Origin of the sequence: Marinobacter piscis, assembly GCF_007671655.1 — a bacterium.
Classification (GTDB): domain Bacteria; phylum Pseudomonadota; class Gammaproteobacteria; order Pseudomonadales; family Oleiphilaceae; genus Marinobacter; species Marinobacter piscensis.
The window spans coordinates 797,762-820,640 of sequence record NZ_VCGX01000001.1; the positions used below are offsets into that span (position 1 = coordinate 797,762).

Annotated in this window: 20 protein-coding genes; 10 read left to right on the plus strand and 10 right to left on the minus strand. The window is 56.4% G+C overall.

Features of this window, described 5'->3' with window-relative positions:
* Positions 1-5: 5 nt before the first annotated feature.
* From FFI95_RS03635 to FFI95_RS03645, 3 genes are read right to left on the minus strand one after another with little or no spacing between them, the layout of a single operon-like run.
* Positions 6-401 (minus strand): ectoine synthase, encoded by a 396-nt coding sequence (locus FFI95_RS03635; protein WP_144821029.1) that lies wholly within the window; start codon positions 399-401, stop codon positions 6-8.
* A gap of 51 nt (positions 402-452) precedes the next feature.
* Positions 453-1,883 (minus strand): GTPase/DUF3482 domain-containing protein, encoded by a 1,431-nt coding sequence (locus tag FFI95_RS03640; RefSeq protein ID WP_144821030.1) that lies wholly within the window; start codon positions 1,881-1,883, stop codon positions 453-455.
* On the minus strand, positions 1,880-3,292 hold the full coding sequence (locus FFI95_RS03645; protein ID WP_144821031.1) for a DUF2868 domain-containing protein: 1,413 nt from the start codon (positions 3,290-3,292) through the stop codon (positions 1,880-1,882). Before FFI95_RS03645 ends, FFI95_RS03640 begins: the two co-directional genes overlap by 4 nt.
* An 87-nt stretch (positions 3,293-3,379) precedes the next feature.
* Between FFI95_RS03645 and FFI95_RS03650 the strand changes: the two genes are divergently transcribed.
* The 3 genes from FFI95_RS03650 (at position 3,380) to FFI95_RS03660 (ending at position 8,524) form a co-directional block, all read left to right on the plus strand.
* Positions 3,380-3,742 (plus strand): DUF6164 family protein, encoded by a 363-nt coding sequence (locus FFI95_RS03650; RefSeq protein ID WP_144821032.1) that lies wholly within the window; start codon positions 3,380-3,382, stop codon positions 3,740-3,742.
* 109 nt (positions 3,743-3,851) lie between these two features.
* Positions 3,852-5,852, plus strand: coding sequence for an acetoacetate--CoA ligase (locus FFI95_RS03655; RefSeq protein WP_425463051.1), 2,001 nt, complete (start codon positions 3,852-3,854; stop codon positions 5,850-5,852).
* Between the two features lie 428 nt (positions 5,853-6,280).
* A complete protein-coding gene (locus FFI95_RS03660; RefSeq protein WP_144821033.1) occupies positions 6,281-8,524 on the plus strand; it encodes an NADP-dependent isocitrate dehydrogenase in 2,244 nt (747 codons plus the stop codon).
* Positions 8,525-8,604: 80 nt separating this feature from the next.
* On the opposite strand, the gene ybaK is transcribed toward FFI95_RS03660, so the two are convergent.
* Entirely contained in the window at positions 8,605-9,075 is a 471-nt protein-coding gene (ybaK, locus tag FFI95_RS03665) for a Cys-tRNA(Pro) deacylase (RefSeq protein ID WP_144821034.1), read from the minus strand.
* 87 nt (positions 9,076-9,162) lie between these two features.
* Here ybaK and FFI95_RS03670 point away from each other — a divergent pair, with 87 nt between their 5' ends.
* Complete coding sequence (locus tag FFI95_RS03670; protein WP_144821447.1) at positions 9,163-10,449, plus strand: serine hydrolase domain-containing protein; 1,287 nt, start codon at positions 9,163-9,165, stop codon at positions 10,447-10,449.
* A 9-nt stretch (positions 10,450-10,458) separates the two neighbouring features.
* Here the strand turns inward: FFI95_RS03670 and FFI95_RS03675 are convergent, their stop codons facing one another.
* Positions 10,459-10,803: a hypothetical protein gene (locus FFI95_RS03675; protein WP_144821035.1), complete on the minus strand. Its 345-nt coding sequence runs from the start codon at positions 10,801-10,803 to the stop codon at positions 10,459-10,461.
* Between the two features lie 105 nt (positions 10,804-10,908).
* Positions 10,909-11,874: a hypothetical protein gene (locus FFI95_RS03680; RefSeq protein WP_144821036.1), complete on the minus strand. Its 966-nt coding sequence runs from the start codon at positions 11,872-11,874 to the stop codon at positions 10,909-10,911.
* Between the two features lie 163 nt (positions 11,875-12,037).
* On the opposite strand from FFI95_RS03680, the gene FFI95_RS03685 reads away from it, so the two are divergent.
* Genes FFI95_RS03685 through FFI95_RS03695 form a run of 3 tightly spaced genes read left to right on the plus strand, consistent with a single transcriptional unit; the run spans position 12,038 to position 16,518 of the window.
* The gene (locus FFI95_RS03685) at positions 12,038-15,526 is read left to right on the plus strand and encodes a response regulator (protein WP_144821037.1); all 3,489 of its coding nucleotides are present in this window, start codon (positions 12,038-12,040) and stop codon (positions 15,524-15,526) included.
* A 4-nt stretch (positions 15,527-15,530) separates the two neighbouring features.
* Positions 15,531-16,073: a hypothetical protein gene (locus tag FFI95_RS03690; protein WP_144821038.1), complete on the plus strand. Its 543-nt coding sequence runs from the start codon at positions 15,531-15,533 to the stop codon at positions 16,071-16,073.
* A 34-nt stretch (positions 16,074-16,107) separates the two neighbouring features.
* Entirely contained in the window at positions 16,108-16,518 is a 411-nt protein-coding gene (locus tag FFI95_RS03695; RefSeq protein ID WP_144821039.1) for a response regulator, read from the plus strand.
* Between the two features lie 37 nt (positions 16,519-16,555).
* On the opposite strand, the gene FFI95_RS03700 is transcribed toward FFI95_RS03695, so the two are convergent.
* Entirely contained in the window at positions 16,556-16,828 is a 273-nt protein-coding gene (locus FFI95_RS03700; protein WP_144821040.1) for a hypothetical protein, read from the minus strand.
* Positions 16,829-17,361: 533 nt separating this feature from the next.
* Here FFI95_RS03700 and FFI95_RS03705 point away from each other — a divergent pair.
* The 3 genes from FFI95_RS03705 to queE all read left to right on the plus strand — a co-directional run bounded on the left by FFI95_RS03705 (position 17,362) and on the right by queE (position 19,011).
* Positions 17,362-17,616, plus strand: coding sequence for a hypothetical protein (locus tag FFI95_RS03705; protein ID WP_246069357.1), 255 nt, complete (start codon positions 17,362-17,364; stop codon positions 17,614-17,616).
* 70 nt (positions 17,617-17,686) lie between these two features.
* A complete protein-coding gene (queC, locus tag FFI95_RS03710; RefSeq protein WP_144821041.1) occupies positions 17,687-18,352 on the plus strand; it encodes a 7-cyano-7-deazaguanine synthase QueC in 666 nt (221 codons plus the stop codon).
* The gene (gene queE / locus FFI95_RS03715; RefSeq protein WP_144821042.1) at positions 18,352-19,011 is read left to right on the plus strand and encodes a 7-carboxy-7-deazaguanine synthase; all 660 of its coding nucleotides are present in this window, start codon (positions 18,352-18,354) and stop codon (positions 19,009-19,011) included. The genes queC and queE overlap by 1 nt, the downstream gene beginning before the upstream one ends.
* Here queE and FFI95_RS03720 read toward each other — a convergent pair whose 3' ends face one another.
* From FFI95_RS03720 to FFI95_RS03730, 3 genes are all read right to left on the minus strand, one after another.
* Positions 19,012-20,037, minus strand: coding sequence for an AraC family transcriptional regulator (locus FFI95_RS03720; RefSeq protein WP_144821043.1), 1,026 nt, complete (start codon positions 20,035-20,037; stop codon positions 19,012-19,014).
* 126 nt (positions 20,038-20,163) lie between these two features.
* Positions 20,164-21,927 carry an ExeM/NucH family extracellular endonuclease gene (locus tag FFI95_RS03725; protein ID WP_246069359.1) on the minus strand — a complete coding sequence of 588 codons (1,764 nt, stop codon included), beginning with the start codon at positions 21,925-21,927 and terminating at the stop codon, positions 20,164-20,166.
* A gap of 16 nt (positions 21,928-21,943) precedes the next feature.
* Positions 21,944-22,846: a helix-turn-helix transcriptional regulator gene (locus tag FFI95_RS03730; protein WP_144821044.1), complete on the minus strand. Its 903-nt coding sequence runs from the start codon at positions 22,844-22,846 to the stop codon at positions 21,944-21,946.
* Between the last annotated feature and the right edge of the window lie 33 nt (positions 22,847-22,879).

A 22,879-nucleotide genomic window follows, 5' to 3' on the forward strand; every position in this document is an offset into this window, starting at 1 on the left:
GCTGCTCAGTCTTCGCTGGTGTCCGGCAGGTAGGCGCCGTCTTCGTCGTGTACTTCCTGGCCGGTTACCGGCGGGTTGAACGCACAGATCAGGCGCATGTCTTCGGTACCACCACGCAGGATATGCTTGTCGTGCTGGTCAAGAGCGTACAGCGTACCGTCGCTGATTTCATGGGTCTCACCGGTAGCCACATCGGTAATGGAGCCGTTACCGGCAACGCAATAAACCGCTTCCAGGTGGTGCTTGTAGTGGAAGGTGTGCTCGGTGTTAGCGGGAATGATGGTCTCGTGGAACGAGAAACCCATACCGTCTTTTTTCAGCAGCAGGCGGCGACTGGTCCACTGCTGAGCGCTGACTTCACGCTCAGTGCCGATGATGTCCTGAACTCGTACGATTTTCATGAGCTTTCCTCATTATGGTGTTAGTAAAGCATTATAGTATAAACACTCATGTCAGGTCCGATTCAACCGCCAATCATCGTAAACCGACAGGCACAGCTCTATGGCATCGTTAAATTTATGGGTCTGGCTGGCATCCAGAGGCTGTTGTTTGCGGCATTTATCCAGTGTTCTCTGAATGGTCTGACGGCTCTTTTTATCGAGACGTTCCAGCCAGTGATGGTCGGCAGGCTCCAGATCAAGCAGCCCTCTGCCGGCGTGGTTGCGATGATTGATATGCCACCAGTGATCCACCGCCCGGCCCAGGACCACGTAGCCGAACTGGCTGTCCTGAACCGGGCCGAACGTGGCCGTTTTCAGACCGTCCCGGACCAGGCCAATGTTTAATGCGGGCAAGGTGAACCTGTCGCCGTACAGGTAGCTCCCGGCAGCGCCAATCAGTCCGCCCACCAGCGCGCCAGCACCCAGTGAGGAGCCCAGAGTCAGGGCGTCCAGCCCCGCGCCGCTCACAGCGCCTGCCCCGAAGCCGGCGGTGGCCAGATAACGTTTGCTCACCGCCCAGTGTTTGCGGGTATCTTCCGAAAACAGGTCATGATCGCTGTGCCACTCCAGTTCCGCTTCCTGGCGGCGGATGTGCTGGTGCTGGTACAGGTGCTCAATTTCTATCCGAAGTGCCTGTTCCCGCTGGCGTTGATACTGGTACCAGCGTTGGCGCAGTTCATCCGCAAGGGTGTGGTCGCTGGTTCCGGAAACCTGCTCCAGCGTCAGGGTGCGCTTTGCCTGAAACGACATCATGTCCTTCAGCGCTCTGGCGATCATCCCCGCGGCTAACGCGCGCCGTTGTTTACGTTGTTCAGAAAGAAAGTGTGTGGCCTGATCCAGCGCCTGCTCCCAGTCGGGCTCAAGCTGTCCGAATGCACGTAAAAGGCTTAAATGTTGCTCAAACGGGGCGCGAACAGCATCAAACTTGCGCACAACCTGAAAGAATTGTCCCAGCGCCGCCTGCCAGGTCTCGCTGTGGTCATCAGGGCCTATGCTATTAATCAGCGCCAGACTGGGCTGGCCGGTCCAGCGCAGAATGGTCATTTCGGCTTCATGCTCGGCGCTGTACGGAACCGAGCCGTCAACGACATAAATAATGCCTGCGCCGTCTAGCAGGGGTGCCAGCAATTCACACTCATCGGTAAAGCGGCCATCGCCCTGATGTTGCTGTACAAACGCGCGCACAGTGTCGTTGTGATCCGAGGCCGACACACTGTGTGCCTCCAGCCACTCCAGGACACGCCGGGGACGCTGGAAGCCGGGTGTGTCCACCAGGGTGTAGAGGGTTTTGCCATCAACGCTCAGCGGGTAAGACTGGCGCTTACGGGTGGTACCCGGCTCCAGGGCAATGGCAATGGCATCGTTTTGGGAGAGGGTAGCCACCACGCTGGACTTACCCTTGTTCGGGTGACCCACAACCGCGAAAACAGGTGCAGTATTCATTCCATAACTCCCCTGTCCACATCAGGAAGGGTTTCGTGAACCGGCATCAGGCTAACCGTAACAAAATCCGGCCAGGTGCGTCGGGCAAACCTGAGCCACTGCTGAACCTGGTGGGTATCCGGCTTGCGGTCCGGCTGGGCTGCCAGGGGTACCAAAGCAATCTTTGAACCCTTGGGCCAGAGGTTTTTCGCTGTGGCCAGAAAGTCCTCCAGCTCGCCGGTTGGTGGCTCCCAGCTGCGGGTCAGCAACAGTACGGAGCGGTCGGTCGCCTGTGACAACTCAGAGGCTGCCTGCTCGAGGGTTTGCCGGTCCTGAGCCAGGGGCATTCTGCCGCCCGCCCGGGCAATCAGGCTTTTGCCGCTGCTGAGGGCATCCGGCAGCTCCGGATCGCCGGCCCCTGCCCAGCACAGGAGAATGGACGCATCCGGCAAGGGCTGCAGATCCAGCTGCGTTTCTGTATCCGGCAAGTCTGATGCGTCGTTATAGGCGTTACCAGTATCGAGAGCGGGGGTTTCCATACGGTACATCAAGGCGCGCATGCCTGGGTGGGAAGCCAGTAATTGCCGGGCTTTTCTGTGGATCAACAGAGTGGCTACCAGCGTCAGAACGGCCCTGGGTACTAATATCCAGATGGTCCAGAGCATAGCGATGAAGGGCCACCAGTCGCCCCATCGGGCCGGGCTCATGCCGGCATCCCGGGGGCTGGCGCGAAAGAACCGCGTTGCCTCTACCAGTGCAAAATCCGGTACGGCGGCCGGCCACAGCCAGGCCCAGGGTGCAGCGATGGCGGTGACCAGGCTGTGATAACGGGTGGCATCAGTTTCCAGTGTTGTACTCCAGCCAAAGGCGAGGTCCTGAAGTACGACCATAAGCAGCATGGTGGCCAGGCCGGAAAGAGCAAAGCAGAGCCCGCCAAGCTGTGCGGCCTTTGCCGTAAGCACCGGCTGAAGCCTGGGCAAAAGGCCAGATTCACGGTTGTTGCCAAAGCGTCGAAGCAAAGGGCGCCAGGGTTGCCAGCCCGCCAGTGACTGGGCGGTCGTCAGTAAAGCAAGCAAAAGCTGAAGAGCCACAAAGGCAATAATAATCGTGACGTTGATGCGTTGGCCGCCATCGTAAAATAACAATCCGAGCATGGTCAGTACGCCAAGCAGCATGCCGGCAACCATAAAACCGCGGTTTATGCGCCGCCATACGCGCAGGGTGTGCGATGCCGGACCTGCCCCGGCGCCCGGGCCACTGAGGTGGTTGATGTGGGCAAGCCAGCGTTCTGGTGTGGGAGGAATCCCTTGCTGCTCGCAGGACAGTGCAAACTTGCGGTCCCGCCGGTGCAGAAATGCCGGGGCCTGCCCCTTGTCTCTCTGGACGCAGGCATCAAAATCGAGCAGCAGGCGGAGCGGGTGGTCGGTCATGAACGGTTCCGGTTATGAATTCGGTCTGTGGGTCTTTGGTGTTAGGATATCGGCATTACCCTGTCCGATACCAGACAACGAGCTCTCATGCCCCACCATCTGATGAATCTGCGCCATGTGCCTGACGATGAAGCCGAAGAAATACGGGCTTTATTTGATGAGCACGAGGTACGCTTTTATGAGACCCCGCCCAGCCGATGGGGCATCAGCATGGGCGGCTTTTGGGTACACGATGACGATGAGGCCGAAAGAGCCAGGGCGTTGCTTGAGGAGTATCAGCGCCAACGGATGGAGAATCAGCGACGTGTCTATGAAGCACGACGGGCGAGTGGCGAAACCGGGGGTATCTGGCAGATGCTTCGGGACAAACCCGTGCGCACACTGGCGGCCTGCCTGGCCATTGTCGTGATCGCCGGGTTAAGCCTGTTGCCGTTTATCCGGATAGGCTGAATCACAGAGTAATTTCCGGAACCCGGTGGACAGAGTGCGTTTCACGCTGGAAGATGGCTTATATATTTTGGTTTCCGTTTACGTAAGCGAAAACAATCAGGAGTGAAGGATGAGCATTATAAAACAAGAAGAGTCCCCTATTGTCTGGTCTCCCTCGGAAGAGGTTTTAACGGGCTCCCGTATGGGCGGCTTCAAAGCCTGGCTGGAAAGCCAGGGATACGGACCCTTTGCCGATTACCATGCCCTGCATCAATGGTCTGTGGATGATCTGGAGACGTTCTGGGGCAAAGTCTGGGATTATTGCGGGCTGGTTTGCGACACGCCGGCCAGCGAAGTTCTGGGCAAACGGCAAATGCCCGGGGCTGAGTGGTTTCCGGGTATGAAGCTGAACTTTGCCGCTAACCTGTTGCGCCTTGCAGAAGGGGAACATGCCAGTCAGGAAGCGGTTGTAGCCTACTGTGAAACCCGTCCGGTGTTACGCCGTACTTATGGCGAGCTGAAGGCCGACGTGGGCGCTCTGGAAGCCTTTTTACGCAGCAAAGGCATCGACAAAGGGGACCGGATTGCGGGTGTGGTCACCAACGGCTACGAAGCGCTCGCCGGTATGCTGGCAGCCACCAGCCTGGGGGCCATCTGGAGCTCGGCTTCTCCCGACTTTGGTGTTGGAGCGATTCTGGACCGGTTTGGTCAGATAGAGCCTGCGGCACTGATTGTGGTGAATGGTTATGGTTATGGCGGTAAAACCTTTGCGCGCCAACAGGATTTCGCCGAACTGATTGCGGAGCTGCCGGCACTTAAATGTGTAATCAGCGTCGAACAGCTTCCCGGAGAGGCGGCGGTTCCGGGTGAGTTGGTGACTACCTGGGACGAAGCTCTTGCAGCTGGCAGTGGTCAGGCTCCCTCATTCACGCCGGTAGATCCTGACCATCCGGTGTATATCCTGTATTCCTCCGGCACAACCGGCAAACCCAAATGCATTGTGCATGGAACGGCGGGTTTGCTGGTTAATCACGCCAAAGAACTCATACTGCACGGCGATACAGGCTCCCGGGATCGTTTCCTCTATTTCACCACCTGCGGCTGGATGATGTGGAACTGGCAGGCGTCAGCATTACTGACCGGGGCGGCGGTGATTACCGTGGATGGCTCCCCGGGCTACCCGGATCTCGGCTATCTCTGGAACACAGTGGCCGAAGAGCGTGTTACCCACTTTGGCACCAGTGCAAAGTTTATTGCGGGCTGTCGTAAGGCAGGCATGGCTCCGGCTGAAACCCTGGACCTCAGCCCTCTGAGAATCATCTTCTCAACCGGCTCCCCCCTGCTTCCGGAAGATTATGACTGGATTTACAACCAGGGTGCGCCCGATGTTCTACTGGGTTCCATTGCAGGAGGCACAGACATCTGTGGCTGTTTTGTAGGCTCTACCCCACTGCTGCCTGTGCGCCGCGGTGAAATCCAGTGCCGCTTACTGGGTGTCGATGCAGTTGCCTACGACGACGACGGGCGGCCCGTCGATAAAGGCCGCGGCGAACTCGTCTGTCGCCAGCCACTGCCCTCCATGCCTGTCGCCTTCTGGGATGACCCAAACGGCGAGCGTTACCACGCAGCCTACTTCGACACCTTCCCGGGCGTCTGGGCGCACGGTGACTTCATTGAATTCACCGAACACGGCGGCGCCATCATCTACGGCCGCTCTGACGCCACACTCAACCCTGGTGGCGTGAGAATCGGCACCGCCGAAATCTACCGCCAGGTCGAAACCGAAGCGGCCATCAAAGACAGCCTGGTTGTCGGGCGGCAAATCGACGGCGATGTGGAAGTTGTCTTGCTCGTAGTGCCCGCAGATAATCAGGAGCTTACCGACGACCTGCTCAAACAGCTCAGAACCCGAATCCGCCAGGGCGCCAGCCCCCGCCACGTACCCAGGCACATCGTCCAGGTGCCAGATATCCCCTACACCCGCAGTGGCAAAAAGGTGGAACTGGCCGTCGCCCGCCTGATCAACGGCTCCACCAAAGCGGATAACCGGGATGCATTGGGTAATCCGGAAGCTCTGGATCAGATACGGGAGCGGCTTGCTGAGGAGAACTTAATGCCGGCAGGCCATTGAAAGGTTCGCGAAGCGCTGGGGTTAAGGCCTCCCAAAACTGTGCGGAGCCATGGGTGGAGTGCGAAGCACTTCACGGGCAAGCCAAGGACGGCTTGCCCAGGACCCTCAGTGCGACGCAGGAGCAATAAGCGCTGAGGAGCGTGTTTTGGAAAGAGGTGCACCCGCTGCGGTACTCTCAAGCTAACCAGTCGAATGCCCAAAATGTTAGAAAGTTTCGTAAAATCCCGCCATTTTTTTGCCCGGACCCTGAAGATCAGGGGTTTTGAGTCCGTTCTTATACTAAGATCGCAACCAGAGGTTACAAAAAGATGCTATCTTAGTAGGTCTATCAAAAGTTCTAAAATCAGTCATTGTCCGGATCAGCCGTTCACAAGACGCCCGGTCCGGCTTTGACCGTCCTGAACCCACCTATCAGCCTGAGGACGAAAATGACATCATCCAAAGCAAAGATCACCTATACCCTTACGGATGAGGCTCCAGCCCTCGCCACCCGCTCCCTGCTACCGATTCTGGAAACCTACGCCAAGCCGGCCGGCATTGAATTTGGCACCAGCGACATCTCCCTTGCAGCCCGTATTCTGGCAAACTTCCCGGACTACCTTGAAGAAGATCAGCGCGTTCCCGACTCACTGGCCGAGCTGGGTGAATATACCAAGGACCCGGACGCCAACATCATCAAGCTGCCAAACATCTCTGCCTCCATTCCGCAGTTGCGCGCAGCCATTAAAGAACTGAACGAGCAGGGCTACAAGGTTCCCGAATACAAGGAAGATCCGCAAACCGACGAAGAGAAAGAAGTCACGGCCCGCTATGCCAAAGTACTTGGCAGCGCCGTGAACCCGGTACTGCGTGAAGGCAACTCCGACCGCCGCGCCCCTGCGGCTGTGAAAGCTTTCGCCCGTAAATACCCGCACAGCATGGGTGAGTGGAGCCCGGCTTCACGTACTCACGTGGCACACATGCGCGGAGGCGACTTTTACTCCAACGAGCAGTCGGTAACCCTCGACAAGGCAACCAACGCCCGCATTGTTTTCGAGAACAAGAAAGGCGAGCAGACGGTACTGAAGCCTGAGCTGCCCTTGCTGGAAGGTGAAGTGCTTGACGGCATGTTCATGAGCAAGAAAGCGCTGGTGAAGTTCTTCGAAGACGCCATCGCGGATTGCGAGAAGACCGGGGTGATGTTCTCGCTTCACGTCAAAGCCACCATGATGAAAATCTCTCACCCGATTGTGTTCGGCCATGCGGTGAAGGTTTACTACAAAGAGCTTTTCGAAAAGTACGGCGACCTGTTTGACGAAATCGGAGTGAATCCGAATAACGGACTGTCATCCGTTATGGAGAAAATCACGCAACTGCCGGAATCCAAGCAGGAAGAAATCCAGGAAACGCTGCACAAGACCTATGAGCACCGCGCGGAAATCGCCATGGTGGACTCTGTTAAGGGCGTTACCAACCTGCACGTACCGAGTGATGTGATTGTCGACGCCTCCATGCCGGCAATGATCCGCAACTCGGGTAAAATGTGGGCCCGTGATGGCAAGCTTAAAGACACCAAGGCCGTTATGCCTGAGTCTACCTACGCCACCATTTACCAGGAAGTGATCAACTTCTGCAAAACCCATGGCGCGTTTGATCCCACCACCATGGGCACGGTACCCAACGTCGGGCTGATGGCACAGAAGGCCGAGGAGTACGGCTCACACGATAAAACCTTTGAAATTCCGGAAGACGGTATCGTACGCGTGCTGGCTGAAGACGGCACAGTGCTGACGGAACACAATGTGGAAGAAGGCGATATCTGGCGTGCGTGTCAGACCAAAGACCTGCCCATCCGTGACTGGGTCAAGCTGGCCGTTAACCGTGCCCGTGCTACTGGCATGCCGGCCGTCTTCTGGCTCGATGATGAGCGTGCTCACGATGCCGAACTGATCAAGAAGGTGAATACCTACCTTAAAGATCATGACACCGAAGGCCTCCACATTCGTACCGAGTCGCCGGTTCGGGCGATCCGCTGGACCATGGAGCGCCTGATTCGTGGCCTGGACACCATCTCGGTAACCGGTAACGTACTGCGTGACTATCTCACCGACCTGTTCCCGATTCTGGAGCTGGGCACCAGTGCCAAAATGCTCTCAATCGTTCCGCTGCTTAACGGCGGTGGTCTGTATGAAACCGGTGCTGGCGGCTCTGCGCCCAAGCATGTACAGCAGCTGCTGCAGGAAAACCACCTGCGCTGGGATTCGCTGGGCGAGTTCCTGGCCATTGCTGTCTCTCTGGAAGAGCTTGGCGAAAAGCATGATAATAACCGTGCACGCCTGCTGGGCCAGACTCTCGACAAGGCAACCGGGCGCCTGCTTGAGAACAACCAGTCGCCTTCGCGCGTGACGGGCGAGCTGGATAACCGTGGCAGCCATTTCCATCTGGCGCGCTACTGGGCAGAAGAACTGGCCAGCCAGGACAGTGACAAAGAACTGAAGGAGTTCTTCGCCAAGCTATCAGCACAGCTGGAAGAGAAGAAGGATACGATCCTGGAAGAAATGAGTGTTATCCAGGGAAATCCTGCGGATATTGGCGGCTACTACCATCCGCCTGCAGACAAGGTGAAGGCTGTCATGCAGCCCAGTGAAACCCTGAACCGGATTATGGAAGATGCCCGCGCATCCGTGAAGTAATACCGGATAGCCGCCAGGTTTTTTGCCTGGTTGTCTGAAACAAAAACCCGGAGAGCTTTGAAGCAGCTCCCCGGGTTTTTTTATGCCTGCTGCAATGGCGCCAGCTTCGCGCCGGTTAAGTGCGCCAGATCGTCCGGGGCAAGTTCAATCTCCAGGCCGCGGCGGCCGGCACTGATGTAAATGGTGTCGAGGGCCTGTGCAGAGGCGTCTATCACTGTCTTCAGCCGGGTCTTCTGGCCGAGGGGGCTGACCCCGCCCAATACATAGCCGGTACGGCGCTGAACGTCCTGCGGGTCAGCCATGACCGCCTTTTTACCCCCTGCCGCTTTGGCGATAAGCTTCATGCTCAGCATACTGGTAACCGGAACCAGACCAACGACCAGGTTTTTGCCATCAACCAATACCACCAGAGTCTTGAAGACCCGGGCCGGGTCTATCCCCAGTTTTTCGGCCGCCTCATCGCCATACCCGGCACTGGCGGAATCATGCTCATATTCATGGATGGTGTGAGAAATGCCGGCTTTTCTGGCCGCATCGATACCCGGCGTCATAAAACTGCTCCTGGAAACATTGGTTTTTTTCATGGTTAAAAGACTATGATAACTCCAGAGACAGTCACCTACATCAAGGCTTATCCGATGAACCCGATCGCCCGCCGCGCACTGCACAGTTGTAAGGTTCCCAAAAACCTGGCTGCCGTTACTTACCGTGATATCCGTGGCGAAAAACCAGAAGCCGCCGGGGTTGACCCTGGTACCTTAGACAAAATCTGGAAAAGCGTGGAAGCCTTGTACCGCACCGGTGTTCATCCGGGTATTCAACTCTCGGTGCGCCACCGGGGAGAGCAGATATTGCACCGTGCCATCGGCCATGCCAGTGGCAACGGCCCGAACGACCCAGCTGACACGCCCAGAGTCGCGATGACCACGGATACACCCGTGTGTTATTTCTCCGCCTCTAAAGCTGTCACTGCGCTGCTGATTCACATGTTGGTAGAACAGGGGCTGGTAAACCTGATGGACCCTGTGTCCTATTACTGCCCTGAGTTTGCCACCAATGGCAAGCGCACCATCACCATGCATCAGATCCTGTCTCACAGGGGCGGCATCCCGGCTATTCCGAAAGACACGCCCATAGAGGTGTTATGGAACCCGGAGGAGATCTGGAGGCTTCTGTGTGAAGCCCGGGCCATTGAGGTGGATGGAACCAGAATAGCGTATCACGCCATAACCGGTGGCTATGTGTTGCAGAGGGTGCTGGAAAAGGTGACGGGCGACAGCATTGAAAACTACCTTGATAAGCATCTGCGCCAGCCCATGGGTATGAAATGGTTCACCTATGGCCTTCAGCCGGAAGATCTGCATAAGCTTGCCACCAGCTACGCCACCGGGCCGACGCCGCGCTTTCCTGTATCCTGGATCGTTAACCGCGCACTGGGTGGGGATCTGGCCACTGTTGAAAAAGTAACCAACGACCCCCGCTTTCAGGAGGCAGTGATTCCTGCAGGAAATCTGTGCGGAACGGCAGAAGAAATGGGGCGGTTTTATCAGATGATGTTGAACGGCGGGACCTGGAAGGGCAAGCGCATTTGCAGTGAGATTACCGTTCGCCGTGCCATACAGCAGTTCGGCTCGCTACAGATTGATCGCACCATGATGCTCCCCATGCGCTTCAGTGCCGGCATGATGCTGGGCGGTAACCCGGTTGGTTTATGGGGACAAAAAAGTCGCTATGCCTTCGGGCACGTGGGGCTGATTAACAAGTTCTGCTGGGCAGATGCTGCCCGGGATATCTCGGTAAGCCTTCTTAACACAGGGTTTCCGATAGTGGGGCACCACATTCCCGCACTCGGCAAGTTTGTCTACACCATTGCCCGGGAATTTCCGCTACGCCCCGAAAGCGAACGCCCGGTGATTACGACCTGACGTTGTGGCTTAGAGGGTCCGAAGCTGGTTCTCGAGAATGCCCAGAACCGATGACAGAATGTCCCGGAAATCAGTCAGGGTTTGGGTGCGCTGAACCACGTCCTCACGTATTTCATCCAGCTGCTCCAGTTTGGGCACAACCCGGCGGATGCCTTCCGTTAATACCTCATAGGGGTAGTGGTGATCCTGAGTGCTGAGCTTGTTGATCTCGAATATTTCCTGACTGAAAATGCTGATGATGTCGTACAGCATGTCCTTGTGCTGAATGCTGGCGGCCTCCCAGTAAGCGTCGTCCAGCAGCTCATACAGAGAAAGGTATTCCCGGAGCGTATCGGCAACTGTTGTCTCGCTCATAAATAATTCCTGTGGCTGAAAAAGGAACAGTAAAAGAGAACTATAGCAGCGGACAGTTGAGCACAAAAATGCTTTCCATGAGCACCCGGGGTTTTGATGGCCGGGTTATTGCTGGCGATGACTGATCGTCTCAGCATCATAAGCAAAGGTCCATGCATCCTTTTCTTGATTGCCGCAGTGGTCGGGGTCGTTTGTTTGTTTGCCCTTTGAGGTAAACACAGTCACCCGTGAGGTGCTGTATTGAAACACGGCCTTTACACAGTCAGGGTCACTGCCATTGAGAGTCATGCCGGAGGCTTGTGTCAGCGTCAGTGTGTCTCTTTGAAGGCCCACAAATTCCTGCAAAAGCTCGACTTTCCCCCGCGTACGGCCTGTCATGCTGGTTGCTGCGTACTCTGGCTGATTAAACCCGCTGGCACCGAAAGCCTCTTTGGCATACTGGCTACTTGAGGACGCACTGGCGATTTCCGCGGTTAAGTCGTCGGGCTGCTCGGGGCTGGAAGCAGAAAACTGCATTGCCCGGTACACTTTTCCCTTATCGCGATTATAAGTCCAGTCCAGCATCGGGTAGAGCCATGTCTGGTCTTCTGCAGGTGTACTCTCACCACTGTGGAGTTCCGAGAAACGGATCAGCGCATTGTTTGCGGGGGTGTTATAGGTTGCTGCCCTATTCTCTGTGACGCTCGAAACCATAAGCTGCCGGCCCTCGTTAAAGTTGTCCACACGCCCGGACCGGATCACTTCGTGCATCAGGTCAATCGGATTGCGGACGCTTTTGTAGCCGGTTTCATCGGAGGAAGCCTGCAGGAAGGTATCAAGGTGTGCTCTGAGTTCTGCAGCGAAGCCGTTATCATCCCCGGGCTCTTGGGGAGTGGCACCAAGGTAAACATCGTAGAAAACTGTATAGGGTAAAACCGGTTCCAGACCTTCCTGATTTTTCAGTGTAAACGTGGAAAGGGGGTAATCTACATCGGTTGCCGGGTTAATCGGGGCGGATGAGCCCGTATCTTCCATTCCGCAACCGCTCAGCAACATGAGTGACATGACGATAAAAAAGCAGGCGTGTCTCATTTCAGAAGGCTCCGGGATGCGAAATCAGCCGTAAACGGCTAAAGTGTTTAGCCTCGGGGGCGTTCCCCCGGTCCGACTGCTGAGAATAAACGATAAAACAGGCTTCTGCCCGCGCGGAGATCACATTTTGCAGCAACGGTGTAACCCGGCGTCAGGTAACGCAATGCGGTGGCTGCTTGTCGCGATATTAGTATTGATGGTTCTGATGCCGGTAGCGGCACTGGCCCAGGAACAATGCCAGGATGGCGAGATTGTCCTGAAAAACAGCACAGAAAGTGTCCGGGAATTCGGGGGCTGCATCTCTTATCTGGAGGATGCGGGCCGGCTGTATCGCTTGCCGGATATTCTTACCATGGACGCTGACCGGTTTACCCGTCATGAAAACGGTGTGCTGAATTTTGGCTACACCGAGTCAGCTTACTGGACCCGGTTTGATTTGCGCACAGAGACGGGCGTAGCAGATACAGAATGGATTCTGGAACTGGCTTTGCCACTGGTCGACGAAGTTGTGCTGTATCTGGTGCGCGACGGCGAGCTGATTGCTCAGCGCCGGGCGGGCTATCAGGACGACTGGTCAGAGCGTGATCTGGCGGTGCCCAACCCCACCTTCCGGCTGCACCTTGAGCCGGACAGTGTTACGTCTGTGTATCTACGCATTATCAACACCAACACTTTCCGCCTGCCCGTCAGCCTCTGGAGCCCGGACAGTTACATTGAAAAGGTGTCCGTTGATGAAGTGGTCAGGGGCGCGCTGCTGGGAAGCCTGGTTGCCATTCTTGCCTATAACCTGTTTGTGGCGGTCTCTGTCCGCGAGCGCAGCAATATTTATTACGTTCTCTACCTGATCTCGGCAGCCGTATTTATTGCGACCGAGCAGGTTCATGGTATCCAGATCCTGGACAGTCGCCCGGCCCTGTTTAACAAGGAATACCTGCCCTTTCAGATAATCATGACCTGGTTCTGGGGGCTATTGATGGCCAGGGCGTTGCTGGAAACACGCGCCCGTTCAAAAGACCTGGACCGGGTTATAAAGGTGTGCCTGTACTCTGTGCTAATTACCTTTGTGTTGTCTCTGTTTGTGCCCTATCACAGTGCCATGGAGTGGATAGTGATCGGGTCGGTGGTGCTCTGCCTCATTCTGATTGCAGTCAGCTATCTGTCCTGGCGTTACTACAACCCGGCGGCCCGCTCGTACTTTTTTGCCTGGACGCTGGCGCTGATCGGTTTTGGCATATACGCGCTGACCGTTATGGGGTATTTGCCTCTTAACAGGTTTACCAGCTATGCCCCGCAGATTGGCCTCACGGCACAGATTATCCTGTTTTCCTTTGCACTGGCCGACCGCATTAAACAAGTGCAGGGCGAAGCCCTGAGCTGGAGCCGGCGAGCCTTAGCCAATCTGCAGCGTTACCAGGCACTGTTTGATAATGCCGTTGAGGGCATTTTCCAGATGTCAGTCCGGCGTCAGTTTATTGCGGCAAATCCGGCTATGGCACAGCTGATGGGGTTCAGCAGTAGTCGGGAGCTGATGCAACACAATCCCGATGCTCTGGAAACCTGTATTGCAGATGATGAGCTGCGGGCGCGCGTGGTTGAACAGCTTGAACAGCGCGGCACCATAAAAGGGGTGGAGGCACGCTATCTGACCCGGTCAGGGGAGGAACGCTGGGTCATTATTTCCTTACATACGGTGTATGACAGCGAGGGTATGCCTACACATCTGGAAGGTACCTGTGTTGACTCCACCGAAAGCCACCGGCGCCAGAGCATTGAGCGTGAGCGGGAACAGGAGCGACTGGAAAAAGAGCTGGCCCGCAACTCCGCCGAAGCCAAGAGCCAGTTCCTTGCCAACATGAGTCATGAGATCCGGACACCTCTGGCGGCCATCATTGGCTATGGTGAAAACCTGATTGACCCTGATCTGGATGACAATGAAAAGCACAACAGTGCTGAAACCGTTGTGCGCAGTGGCCGGCATCTGCTGGACCTGGTGAATGACATTCTGGATCACTCCAAAATCGATGCTAATAAACTGGATGTGGATATTGTCTGGGTTAACCTGCCGGAGCTACTGAATGAGGTGCGGTCATTCTTTGCGCCCCGGGCCCGGGAGAAGGGGCTGGATTTTAATATTCTGTGCGAGTTTCCTCTGCCAGAGCAGATTCAGACAGACCCCACACGGCTGCGCCAGATCATCATCAACCTGTGTGGTAATGCGCTTAAGTTTACCGAAAAAGGCTCAATTTCCCTGTCTGTCCGTTGTGACCGGGAGCAGGAGCGCTTAGTTGCCCGGGTTGTGGACACCGGCATTGGTATGAAACCGGAGCAGACGGCACGGCTGTTTGATCCTTTTGCCCAGGGCAGCGCGGCCATATCCCGCCAGTATGGCGGTACAGGGCTCGGGTTGAGTATTTCGCGGCGGCTGGCGGAAATGCTGGGCGGTAGCATTCAGGTAAACAGCACCTATGGCGAAGGCAGTGAGTTTGAGTTGTCGATATGCACAGGTACGCTGGAACAGGTACATTTCCTCCGGGACGCATCGGAGCTTAGCCAGCACAGCCAGATCATGTCCATGGCCGTCGCTCCCCGGTTGTCCGGACGCATACTCTGTGCAGAAGATAACGATGTGAACCGTGGACTGGTTTCGCTATTGGTTGGCCGCACTGGAGCTGAGCTGGTGCACGTGAACAATGGCGCCGAAGCCCTGGAGGTTGCTGTGCGCGAGCCATTTGACCTGATTCTTATGGACATTCAGATGCCGGTCATGAATGGCCGTGATGCCACAGTGGCACTGAGGGAAGCCGGGGTGAACACACCGGTGGTTGCTTTGACCGCCAATGTTATGGCTGAGGATATTGCGGACTACCGGCGGGCGGGCTGCAACGAGCATCTGGCCAAACCCATTGATAAACAAAAGTTCTATGAGGTTTTAGCCCGCTACCTGGAGGTTCAGCCTGACAGCGCCGGAACGCCCGTGCAGAAATATCACGGCACGGTGCTGGTGGCTGAGGACAGTGCTGAAAACCGGCAGCTGGTAGAACGGATGCTGGGCCGTCTGGGCCTGAAGGTGATTGCTGTTCAGGCAGGTGACCATGCGGTGCGCAAAGCTTTGTCTGAGTCTGTGCAATTAGTGCTTATGGACAGGCATATGCCAGCCATGGGGGGCGTTGAAGCGACCCGGTTGCTCAGGCAAGCTGGTTTCCGGCGGCCAATTATTGCATTCACCGCAGGTGACCAGAAAGAAATTGATGCGCTGCGGGATGCCGGTTGCGATGGTGTGCTGGAAAAGCCGATAGATGAGCGCCGGCTGCAAGCGGTACTGGAGCGCTTTCTCGAGCCCGCTTCTTCGAAGGGCTCCGGAGAAGATGATGCCATGGTACATCTGGTGGCCCGGTTTCTGGCCGGACTGGGTGCGCGCCAGCAACGAATGAGGCAGGCGGCTGCCACCCGGAATGCGGACGTGCTTGAATCCGAGACCCATCAGATAAAAGGGGCCGCCGGCGCCATGGGCTACCCTGATATGACTCGCCAGGCAGGTGTTGTAGAAGCTCTGGTTAAGGTGGCTGAGCCGCAGTGGACCGAAGTCCGCCGCGAATTTGCGATACTGGACGAGATGATTGAGCGTGAACGGACAAAGGATACACAGGACTGAACCGATGAGTGAGCAACCCTTACAGCGCGAACACCAGTCAATGAGCATGATGTACGGCACCTATGCCGATATCCTGTTCGTACTGTTTCCGTTTCTGGTTATTGGTATGCAGCGCCTCTGGGATGGCAACCTCTACGAGATGCTGAAGCATACCGACCTGAGCATTGCAGCGGCTATTCTTGCAGGGCTCGCCATCGGCAAGTTTGTGCTGGGCCTGGTCAGCAATCAGGATCTTGGCCGGTATAAGGAGCGTATTGTATTCTTTATTGCTCTGACACTGTTCGTTGTGCTGGGGCCGGCCATCATCCTGATACTGAGTATTATGGGAGGCTCCGAGGTACCGGGCTTTGTCGCATTTGTGCAGCCGATCCTGCTGATTATCGCAATCTCTCTATACTCGACAGCGGTCAGTATCAGCAACATTCTCACCCGGGATCTCACCGGGGCAGAGCCAGCGGCAAGTGCAGACGCGCCACCGGTGGAGGCAGCCAGCCGGGATCAGGCAACACATGCCCCGCTGGATCTGCCCCGTCATACAGGCAGCTGAACACTCCCAGAGCCGGCGGTAACAGGAGGTAACGATGAATAAACTGACAGTGCTGGTGGTAGAAGACGAGCCAGTGATGCGTGAACGGCTGGTTGAGATGCTTTACAAGGCCGGGGCGACACGGGTAACCGGATGTGAAAATGCGGCAACAGGCCGTGAGGCCTTCGAGAGTGCGCAGTTTGATATCATTCTGCTGGACCTGGGTTTACCGGATGGCAACGGTCATGAGCTGATGAAAACGTTCAAGGAGGCCCGGGATGGACAGCACATTGTCCTGGTTACTGCAGATGACTCCATCGAAAGCATACAGAGGGCAATCAGCGCCGGTGCCAACGGTTATGTGGTCAAGCCCTACTCCCAGGAAAAGATACACGATGTGGTCAATAACTATGCAGTAGTGCATGGTGGCGCATCCACAGGACCGGGTCTGAACCGGCACCATTGACCAGTTCAGACTCTGCTTCAGGCACTGTTTTCAAGTCTCAGGCTACCTGGCGGGCAATCCAGGAATCATAACGGTTGGCCAGTGCGCGGACATAGCGGGCTTCCGCACCGTCCAGGGTGGCCAGAACACCGTTAAATATCCAGCCCCGCTCATAAACCCCCAGGACTCTTTGTTCATCATCAAGGTCAACGCGCTGGTTGAGTTTTTTGCAGATGGCGTCCAGAAATGGCAACTTTCCCGGGCGGCGGATGGCGCCGGAACGGTTACTCATTGGCTGGTTGGCAGCGCGTCTTGTCTGGTGTCTTCTCATGGTGATCTCCTTGTCGTTTTGCCCTTGCAAAAACAAAACCCCGGAGCCAGAAGCAACCGGGGTTTGTCGGAGACGCTGACCCGGTCGCTGCAAAGGCTCCCGGGAACTGACCGAAAGCCGTTAGATATCGTTTACCAGCGCACGCACACAATGCTCTTTCGAGCCGTATGCGGCGGCGTTAATCGTGAACTGTGAAATCATTTGCATCGTCTTCAGCTTTTCGGAACGGTTTGATTATCCAGTGTATCCGTTAACCGGGGGTTTGCAACAGTCCGGGGCCGCTTCGGCAAACGCGTACAGACCCGGAAAGGAAGTGTCCTCATAATTCACTTGTCACGTGTTTTTTACGTTGTGCAATCCAGGATATCTGGCAGCCAGATATTTGATGGATCTCTCCTTTTTTCGCAGTCTTTATGGCTGCGTTTTTTTTGCCTGTGGAAAACCCCTAGACATTAGTTCGTACAGATATTCGGGGGCGTTTGGGTGATAATTAGAACACTAAATAATCACTCATACAGAAAGATACCCAGAGGTTGAAACCCAAGAAAATGCCCAAAGAAGCCGGATCTGCCCGAAAAAAGTTCCGTTTCCATTTTGCTGTAGAAATTGTCCTGGTAGCTGTGCTGGCCATCTATATGATGCTGGCGAAAGGACGGGTCGTTGGCGACGACCTTGTGTTTACCGTGATTGGCGCCGGACTTATGGCGCTGGTGACCTATTGGACGCTGTCCACCCTCAGAGACGGGCTCAATATGCTTGTCCTCAGGGCGCGTACCCTGAAGCACTGACACTGTTACAATACCCGCTCCTTGATGACCCAGTCTGAAAGAACTATTCAACTTTTCACCAGGAGCCTGCATGACTTACACCGTGGTTGTAATCTATTCCGGCGGTATGGACTCGTTCACCCTGCTGCATCTGGCACGGGCCAGGGGGTATCGCGTGCATGCGCTATCTTTCAACTATGGCCAACGCCATGTCCGGGAGCTTGATGTTGCGCGCTCGGTTTGCTCTGCCTTGGAAATTCCCCACAAGGTTATTGATATTCGCGCCATGAATGAGGTTATGTCTGGCTCTGCCCTGACCTCCGGCGGCGAGATACCTGAAGGGCATTACGAAGAAGACAACATGAAAGCAACCGTGGTGCCGAACCGCAATATGATCCTGCTTTCGCTGGCTACCGGTTATGCGGTTACGGTCGGGGCCGGGGCGGTCTGGTACGGTGCTCACGGGGGTGATCATGCTATTTATCCTGATTGCCGCCCCGAGTTTGTCGAGAAAATGGATTCAGTATGCCGGATAGCCAATTATGAGCCGGTAGGCATTGAAGCGCCGTTTATGCACATGAACAAAGGTGAAATACTGGCTGAAGGTCTGAAGCTGAACCTTGACTATGCCCACACCTGGACGTGCTACAACGGGCGTGAAAAGGCCTGTGGACTCTGTGGCTCCTGTCTGGAACGGCTCGAGGCTTTTGCTGAAAATGGCCTTGCGGATCCGTTGGATTATGAGGTTGAGTGCTGATGTACCGGGTTAAAGAAGCCTTCTATACCCTCCAGGGCGAAGGGGCCCAGGCCGGCCGTGCAGCGGTATTCTGTCGGTTCAGCAAGTGCAACCTCTGGACCGGCCGTGAGAAGGACCGCGCACATGCCGTCTGCAATTTTTGCGACACGGATTTTGTCGGCACAGACGGTCAGAATGGTGGCAAGTTTGAAACCGCAGAGGCCCTGGCGGCACATATCCACAGCCTTTGGCCAGAGGCACCGGGAGGCGAGCCGTATGTGGTGTGTACCGGCGGTGAGCCATTGCTGCAACTGGACGAAACGTTAATCGAAGCCTTCCACACGCTGGGTTTTGAAGTGGGCGTAGAAACCAACGGTACGTTGCCGGCACCGTCCGGGATTGACTGGCTGTGTGTGAGCCCCAAAGCCCAGGCACCGGTGGTCATTGAAACCTGCGATGAGCTCAAGCTTGTGTATCCGCAGCCGGACGCCAGACCGGAACAGTTTACTCACATCAAAGCCCGGCACTTTTTTCTGTCACCCATGGCTTCTCCTTCGGCTCCGGAAGACGGTGCGGACCCCATCAAGCAAAGTAACACCCGCAAGGCGACAGAATACTGCCTGGCGCACCCCCGCTGGCGTCTGACGCTGCAGATGCACAAAATAGTCGGTATCGACTGATTACGCCGGGGCCATTCGGTACTGGCTCGGATTGCACCCGGTCCAGCGTTTGAAAGCCCGGGTAAAGTTTGCAGCATCTGCGTAACCCAGAATATCGGCTATCTGGCCCAGGTTCATGGCAGAACCGGTGAGCAACTCCCGGGCTCGCTCCAGCCGTACCTGATCCACCATTGCCTGGAAACTGGCGTTTTCTTCCTGCAACCGGCGCTTCAGCGTGCGCTCGGAGACACGCAGGGTTGCAGCCACCCGTGCCAGCTTTGGGGGAAAGGGGTAACTGGTTTCAATGACCCGCCGCACCCGGCCGCTGAATCCGGTATCTCCCGTGAGTTGTTTCAGGGTCTGTTCGCACTGGGCGCGGGATGACTCGGCCAGCCGGGCATCACGGAAACGAATGGGGGCTGCCAGTGCGTCACGGGGGATCACCAGAGCGTCTTCGGGTGCATTGTAAGTTACCGGCGCGTTTATCGACGGACGAAAGCGGTGAAAATGAGCTGGTTCAGGCCCTTTACGGAGAATGCCGACTCCGGTCACGGGCGTGTGGATAAGCTGCTCCCCCATGAAGGCACAGCCAAACAACACGGCATCCATAATAAAGTTTTGCATAGGGCCGGGGTTGTCATCGCAGAAAATAGCGTAATGTACAGCGTCAGCATGACGCTGACGGCGCACACGCAGGTGCGGTGCCCTTAAAGTGAGGTACCGGGTCATAAGATCCAGTGCGTCCTGCAAGGTGTGGCTGCTCATCACCGCCACCCCCAAAGCCCCGTGCAGGGGCAGTTTTAACTCCCTCGCCAGCATCATACCGAGCCCGGGCTCGCCGCTCTCAATCAGGGCGCGAATCACAAACTCACTGGCCTGCGCCTGGCTCACCCGGGCGTCAGTGCATTGCAGCCGGACCGGATCCAGTCCGACCCTGCGAAGCAGGTCGCGTTCGTCAAGACCGACAGTGCGCAGTACGCCGGCCAGTAAATGCAGGTAGATGGCCGGCATGCCCAGATCTTGTGTAACCGAAGCCGTGGTTTGCATGGGAATCCTTGTTATCAGCAGTTTTTGTATATCTTTTGAGCGCTGATACTGATTATGGCCCTTGCTGCTTTACGACCCCAGGACTGTGGTGACGCGGTAACAGGCCCGGCAGGCCAATAGACCGGTTCAGAGTTGAATGTCAGTAATGACAGGATCATGATCCGATGCGCGCCATGGTGATGTCTGGATGCCCGGCAGGTTTGCCTTATACCCCAGCGCCGGTGGTTCATCCGCATTAATCGCCCAGGTTCTGGCACCAATAACCCTGGAAACAAGAGGGGCGGACGCAAAGGCGTAATCCAGGGATCCTTTCTGGCCTTTGTATCGGAAGGTGTGGTGATTGCAGGTGTGTGCTTTGCAGGGGTGAAAGTGATGGACCATGCTTGTAAAGCCAGCGCGTTTGAGAGGTTGCAGCGGGGCTTCCCGGAAATAACTGTTGAAATCACCCGTTATTAGTGTGCCGGCAAAGCCGTCTGCTTCGGGTTGTTGCTCAAGCCAACTCACCAGAGCCCGGGCGCTTTTTGACCGGCGCTGAGCATAGCAGCCCTGGCCATCGTTTCTGTCGCGGTTGGCAGCGTTAGCATTGCGGCAGGATTTTGATTTCAGGTGCGGCACCACAACCCGGATGGCAAGGCCCTGGTTCTTTGGCCGGAATGTCTGTGCCAGAGGTGGCCGGCCTTGCTTGCGAAAAGGGCCGGAGCTCAGGCGCCGGGGTGCCCCTTCGACATCAACGCGGTCCTGTCGGTAGAGCAAAGCCGTGCGGATCTTGTCGTTGCCGTCTGCGCCCGGGGTTGCAACAAACTCCCACTCGGGTCCCATCGCAGCGGTCAGTTGTGCGATTGCGCTCGTATCATCATAACCATCGTTTTCCAGTTCCGTGACAGCAATAATATCCGGATCGGGACGGCGCAGGGCGGCTGTCAGCTTCTGGCTCTGGATTCGAAACAAGCCCGGTGTGGGGGCCCCGCGGGATGTGGGAAAACCGTTACCCCGGCCGTCGCCATTAAAGTAATTCTCAAGGTTCATAGTCATAATGCGAACATGCGGGCCTTCGGGGCGGGAAGGTGCCGGCGCACGTGGATTGGCAGATTTAAAAACGGGTGGCTCGTCTGGCTGCAACCGCCAGGCGCCGAAACGGTAATCAAGGATGCCGGAAATACCATGAACGGTATCGCCATTGCGGACGGTGCTGGACCCGGTCAGGCCGCCCGGAGGCCAGGGAATCGGGTCTGGTTGGCGAACACTGCGGGCATCATCCAGCCGTATTCTGTGTTGTCGGTTTTGTTTCGCTGCCTGCCTGGCCTGTGGTCCGGGTTCAAGGTATTCCGTAGGTATAACCTGATCGTCGGGCGCCAGTGTGAGCTCACCATAGCGGGCCAGGTTCCAGGAACTGATGACGGTTAACGGCCGGGTTGTGCGCACGCGCATATTTTCGAGTGCTTCCAGCGCGTCCGGGTGCAGTTGCTTTAGCTCCCGGGCTTTCGGGACAGGTGCGGAACCACAGGCTGTGAGCGCACGGATGTCTGTCAGTTCCGTCAGGCCATGAAATTCTTTTACGGTACCGGTTATACGCAGGCGATCACCTGGCGTACCGGCACTCCTGCGAGTATAAACGAATACGGCTTCCGAGGTGTCGGGGTTGTTGTCGGTTTCGCCATCCGCCTGCTGCAGATAAAAGCCGGAAAACCCGCCGTCCATGCGGGAATCGAGGGTAAGAACGCCCTCAACCGTTACCTGTTGGCCGACCAGTGGGGAAGTATCGCCTTGGCCCTGCACCTCAGAGATCGGCGTTGCCGGCTGCCCACAGGATTGTGCTGCGGATGCCTGAAACGCAGGAAGTAATAGCAGGACAGCAAGGAAGGCACGAGCGTGCCAGGGGCTTGGGCTCACGTCAGCCTCTTAAGGGTTAACGAAGGCCTGCAGCTGCTTTCAGGGCACGTTCGCGTTTGCTGCCGAAGCCCAGGTGATCGGGGTTTGTCAGCTCAAGCTGCTGAACGAGCGGGTCGGGGTGACGGCTGTCGAGGGTAATTCCCAGTTGTGACAATACATAAGGCGTCAGGGCGGCCCGTGTCTCTATGTCCAGACGGTTATTCTCCATGCCGTAATCCAGCGCTATAATATTTTGCTGGGCTTCGGTCAGGCGGTGGTCGGGTGAAATGACCATAACGACACTGCGGTTCCAGTCATCGTCCTGCTCGCTGCTGTGCCTGGCTTTCTGGCGCAGAACGGTGGGTGCGCTGTGGAAGCGGCTGAGTGCAAAATCCCGGAACTCCCGGCTGGAATTACACCAGGCTCGTAAATGCCAGTTATTACCCGTGCAGACCAGAGTGTGAGGCTCAAGAATATTTTCTATAGCTTCGGGACGGCTCAAAGAGGCGTAACTGGCCTGGAGTTGCCTGCCCGCCCGGGTGGCGGCGACAACTGCGCGCATGGTTTCGGGTGCGACAACACGGTTAGGCGCGTTTACAACCTGGCTGCCGGGCAGGCCAACCTCAAGGGCTTCAAACGTGCTGCTGAGGTTTTGCTGGCGTGCCAGAAGATCCAGGTATTCTTCGGCGTGCCCGCGGGTAACGACTGGCTGAAAATCGGATGAAGGCACATAACCTTTGAGATGGCGATCATAGACAAGGTTGCCCGGTGCAAGCTCGCGCAAATAGGTATTAATGTCCTTGGATGCCTGTTGCCGGCCGATGCCAAAGCTGTGACAGATATGGTTGGTCGTCAGACGACCTTCCCACAACGCGATCGTCTCAATGAGACGGTAACGAAGCAACAGGTCCCAGCGTATGGGCCAATCCGTTTTTTTCATAACCGAACGCTCACGGGTTTATTGAGTAATGAC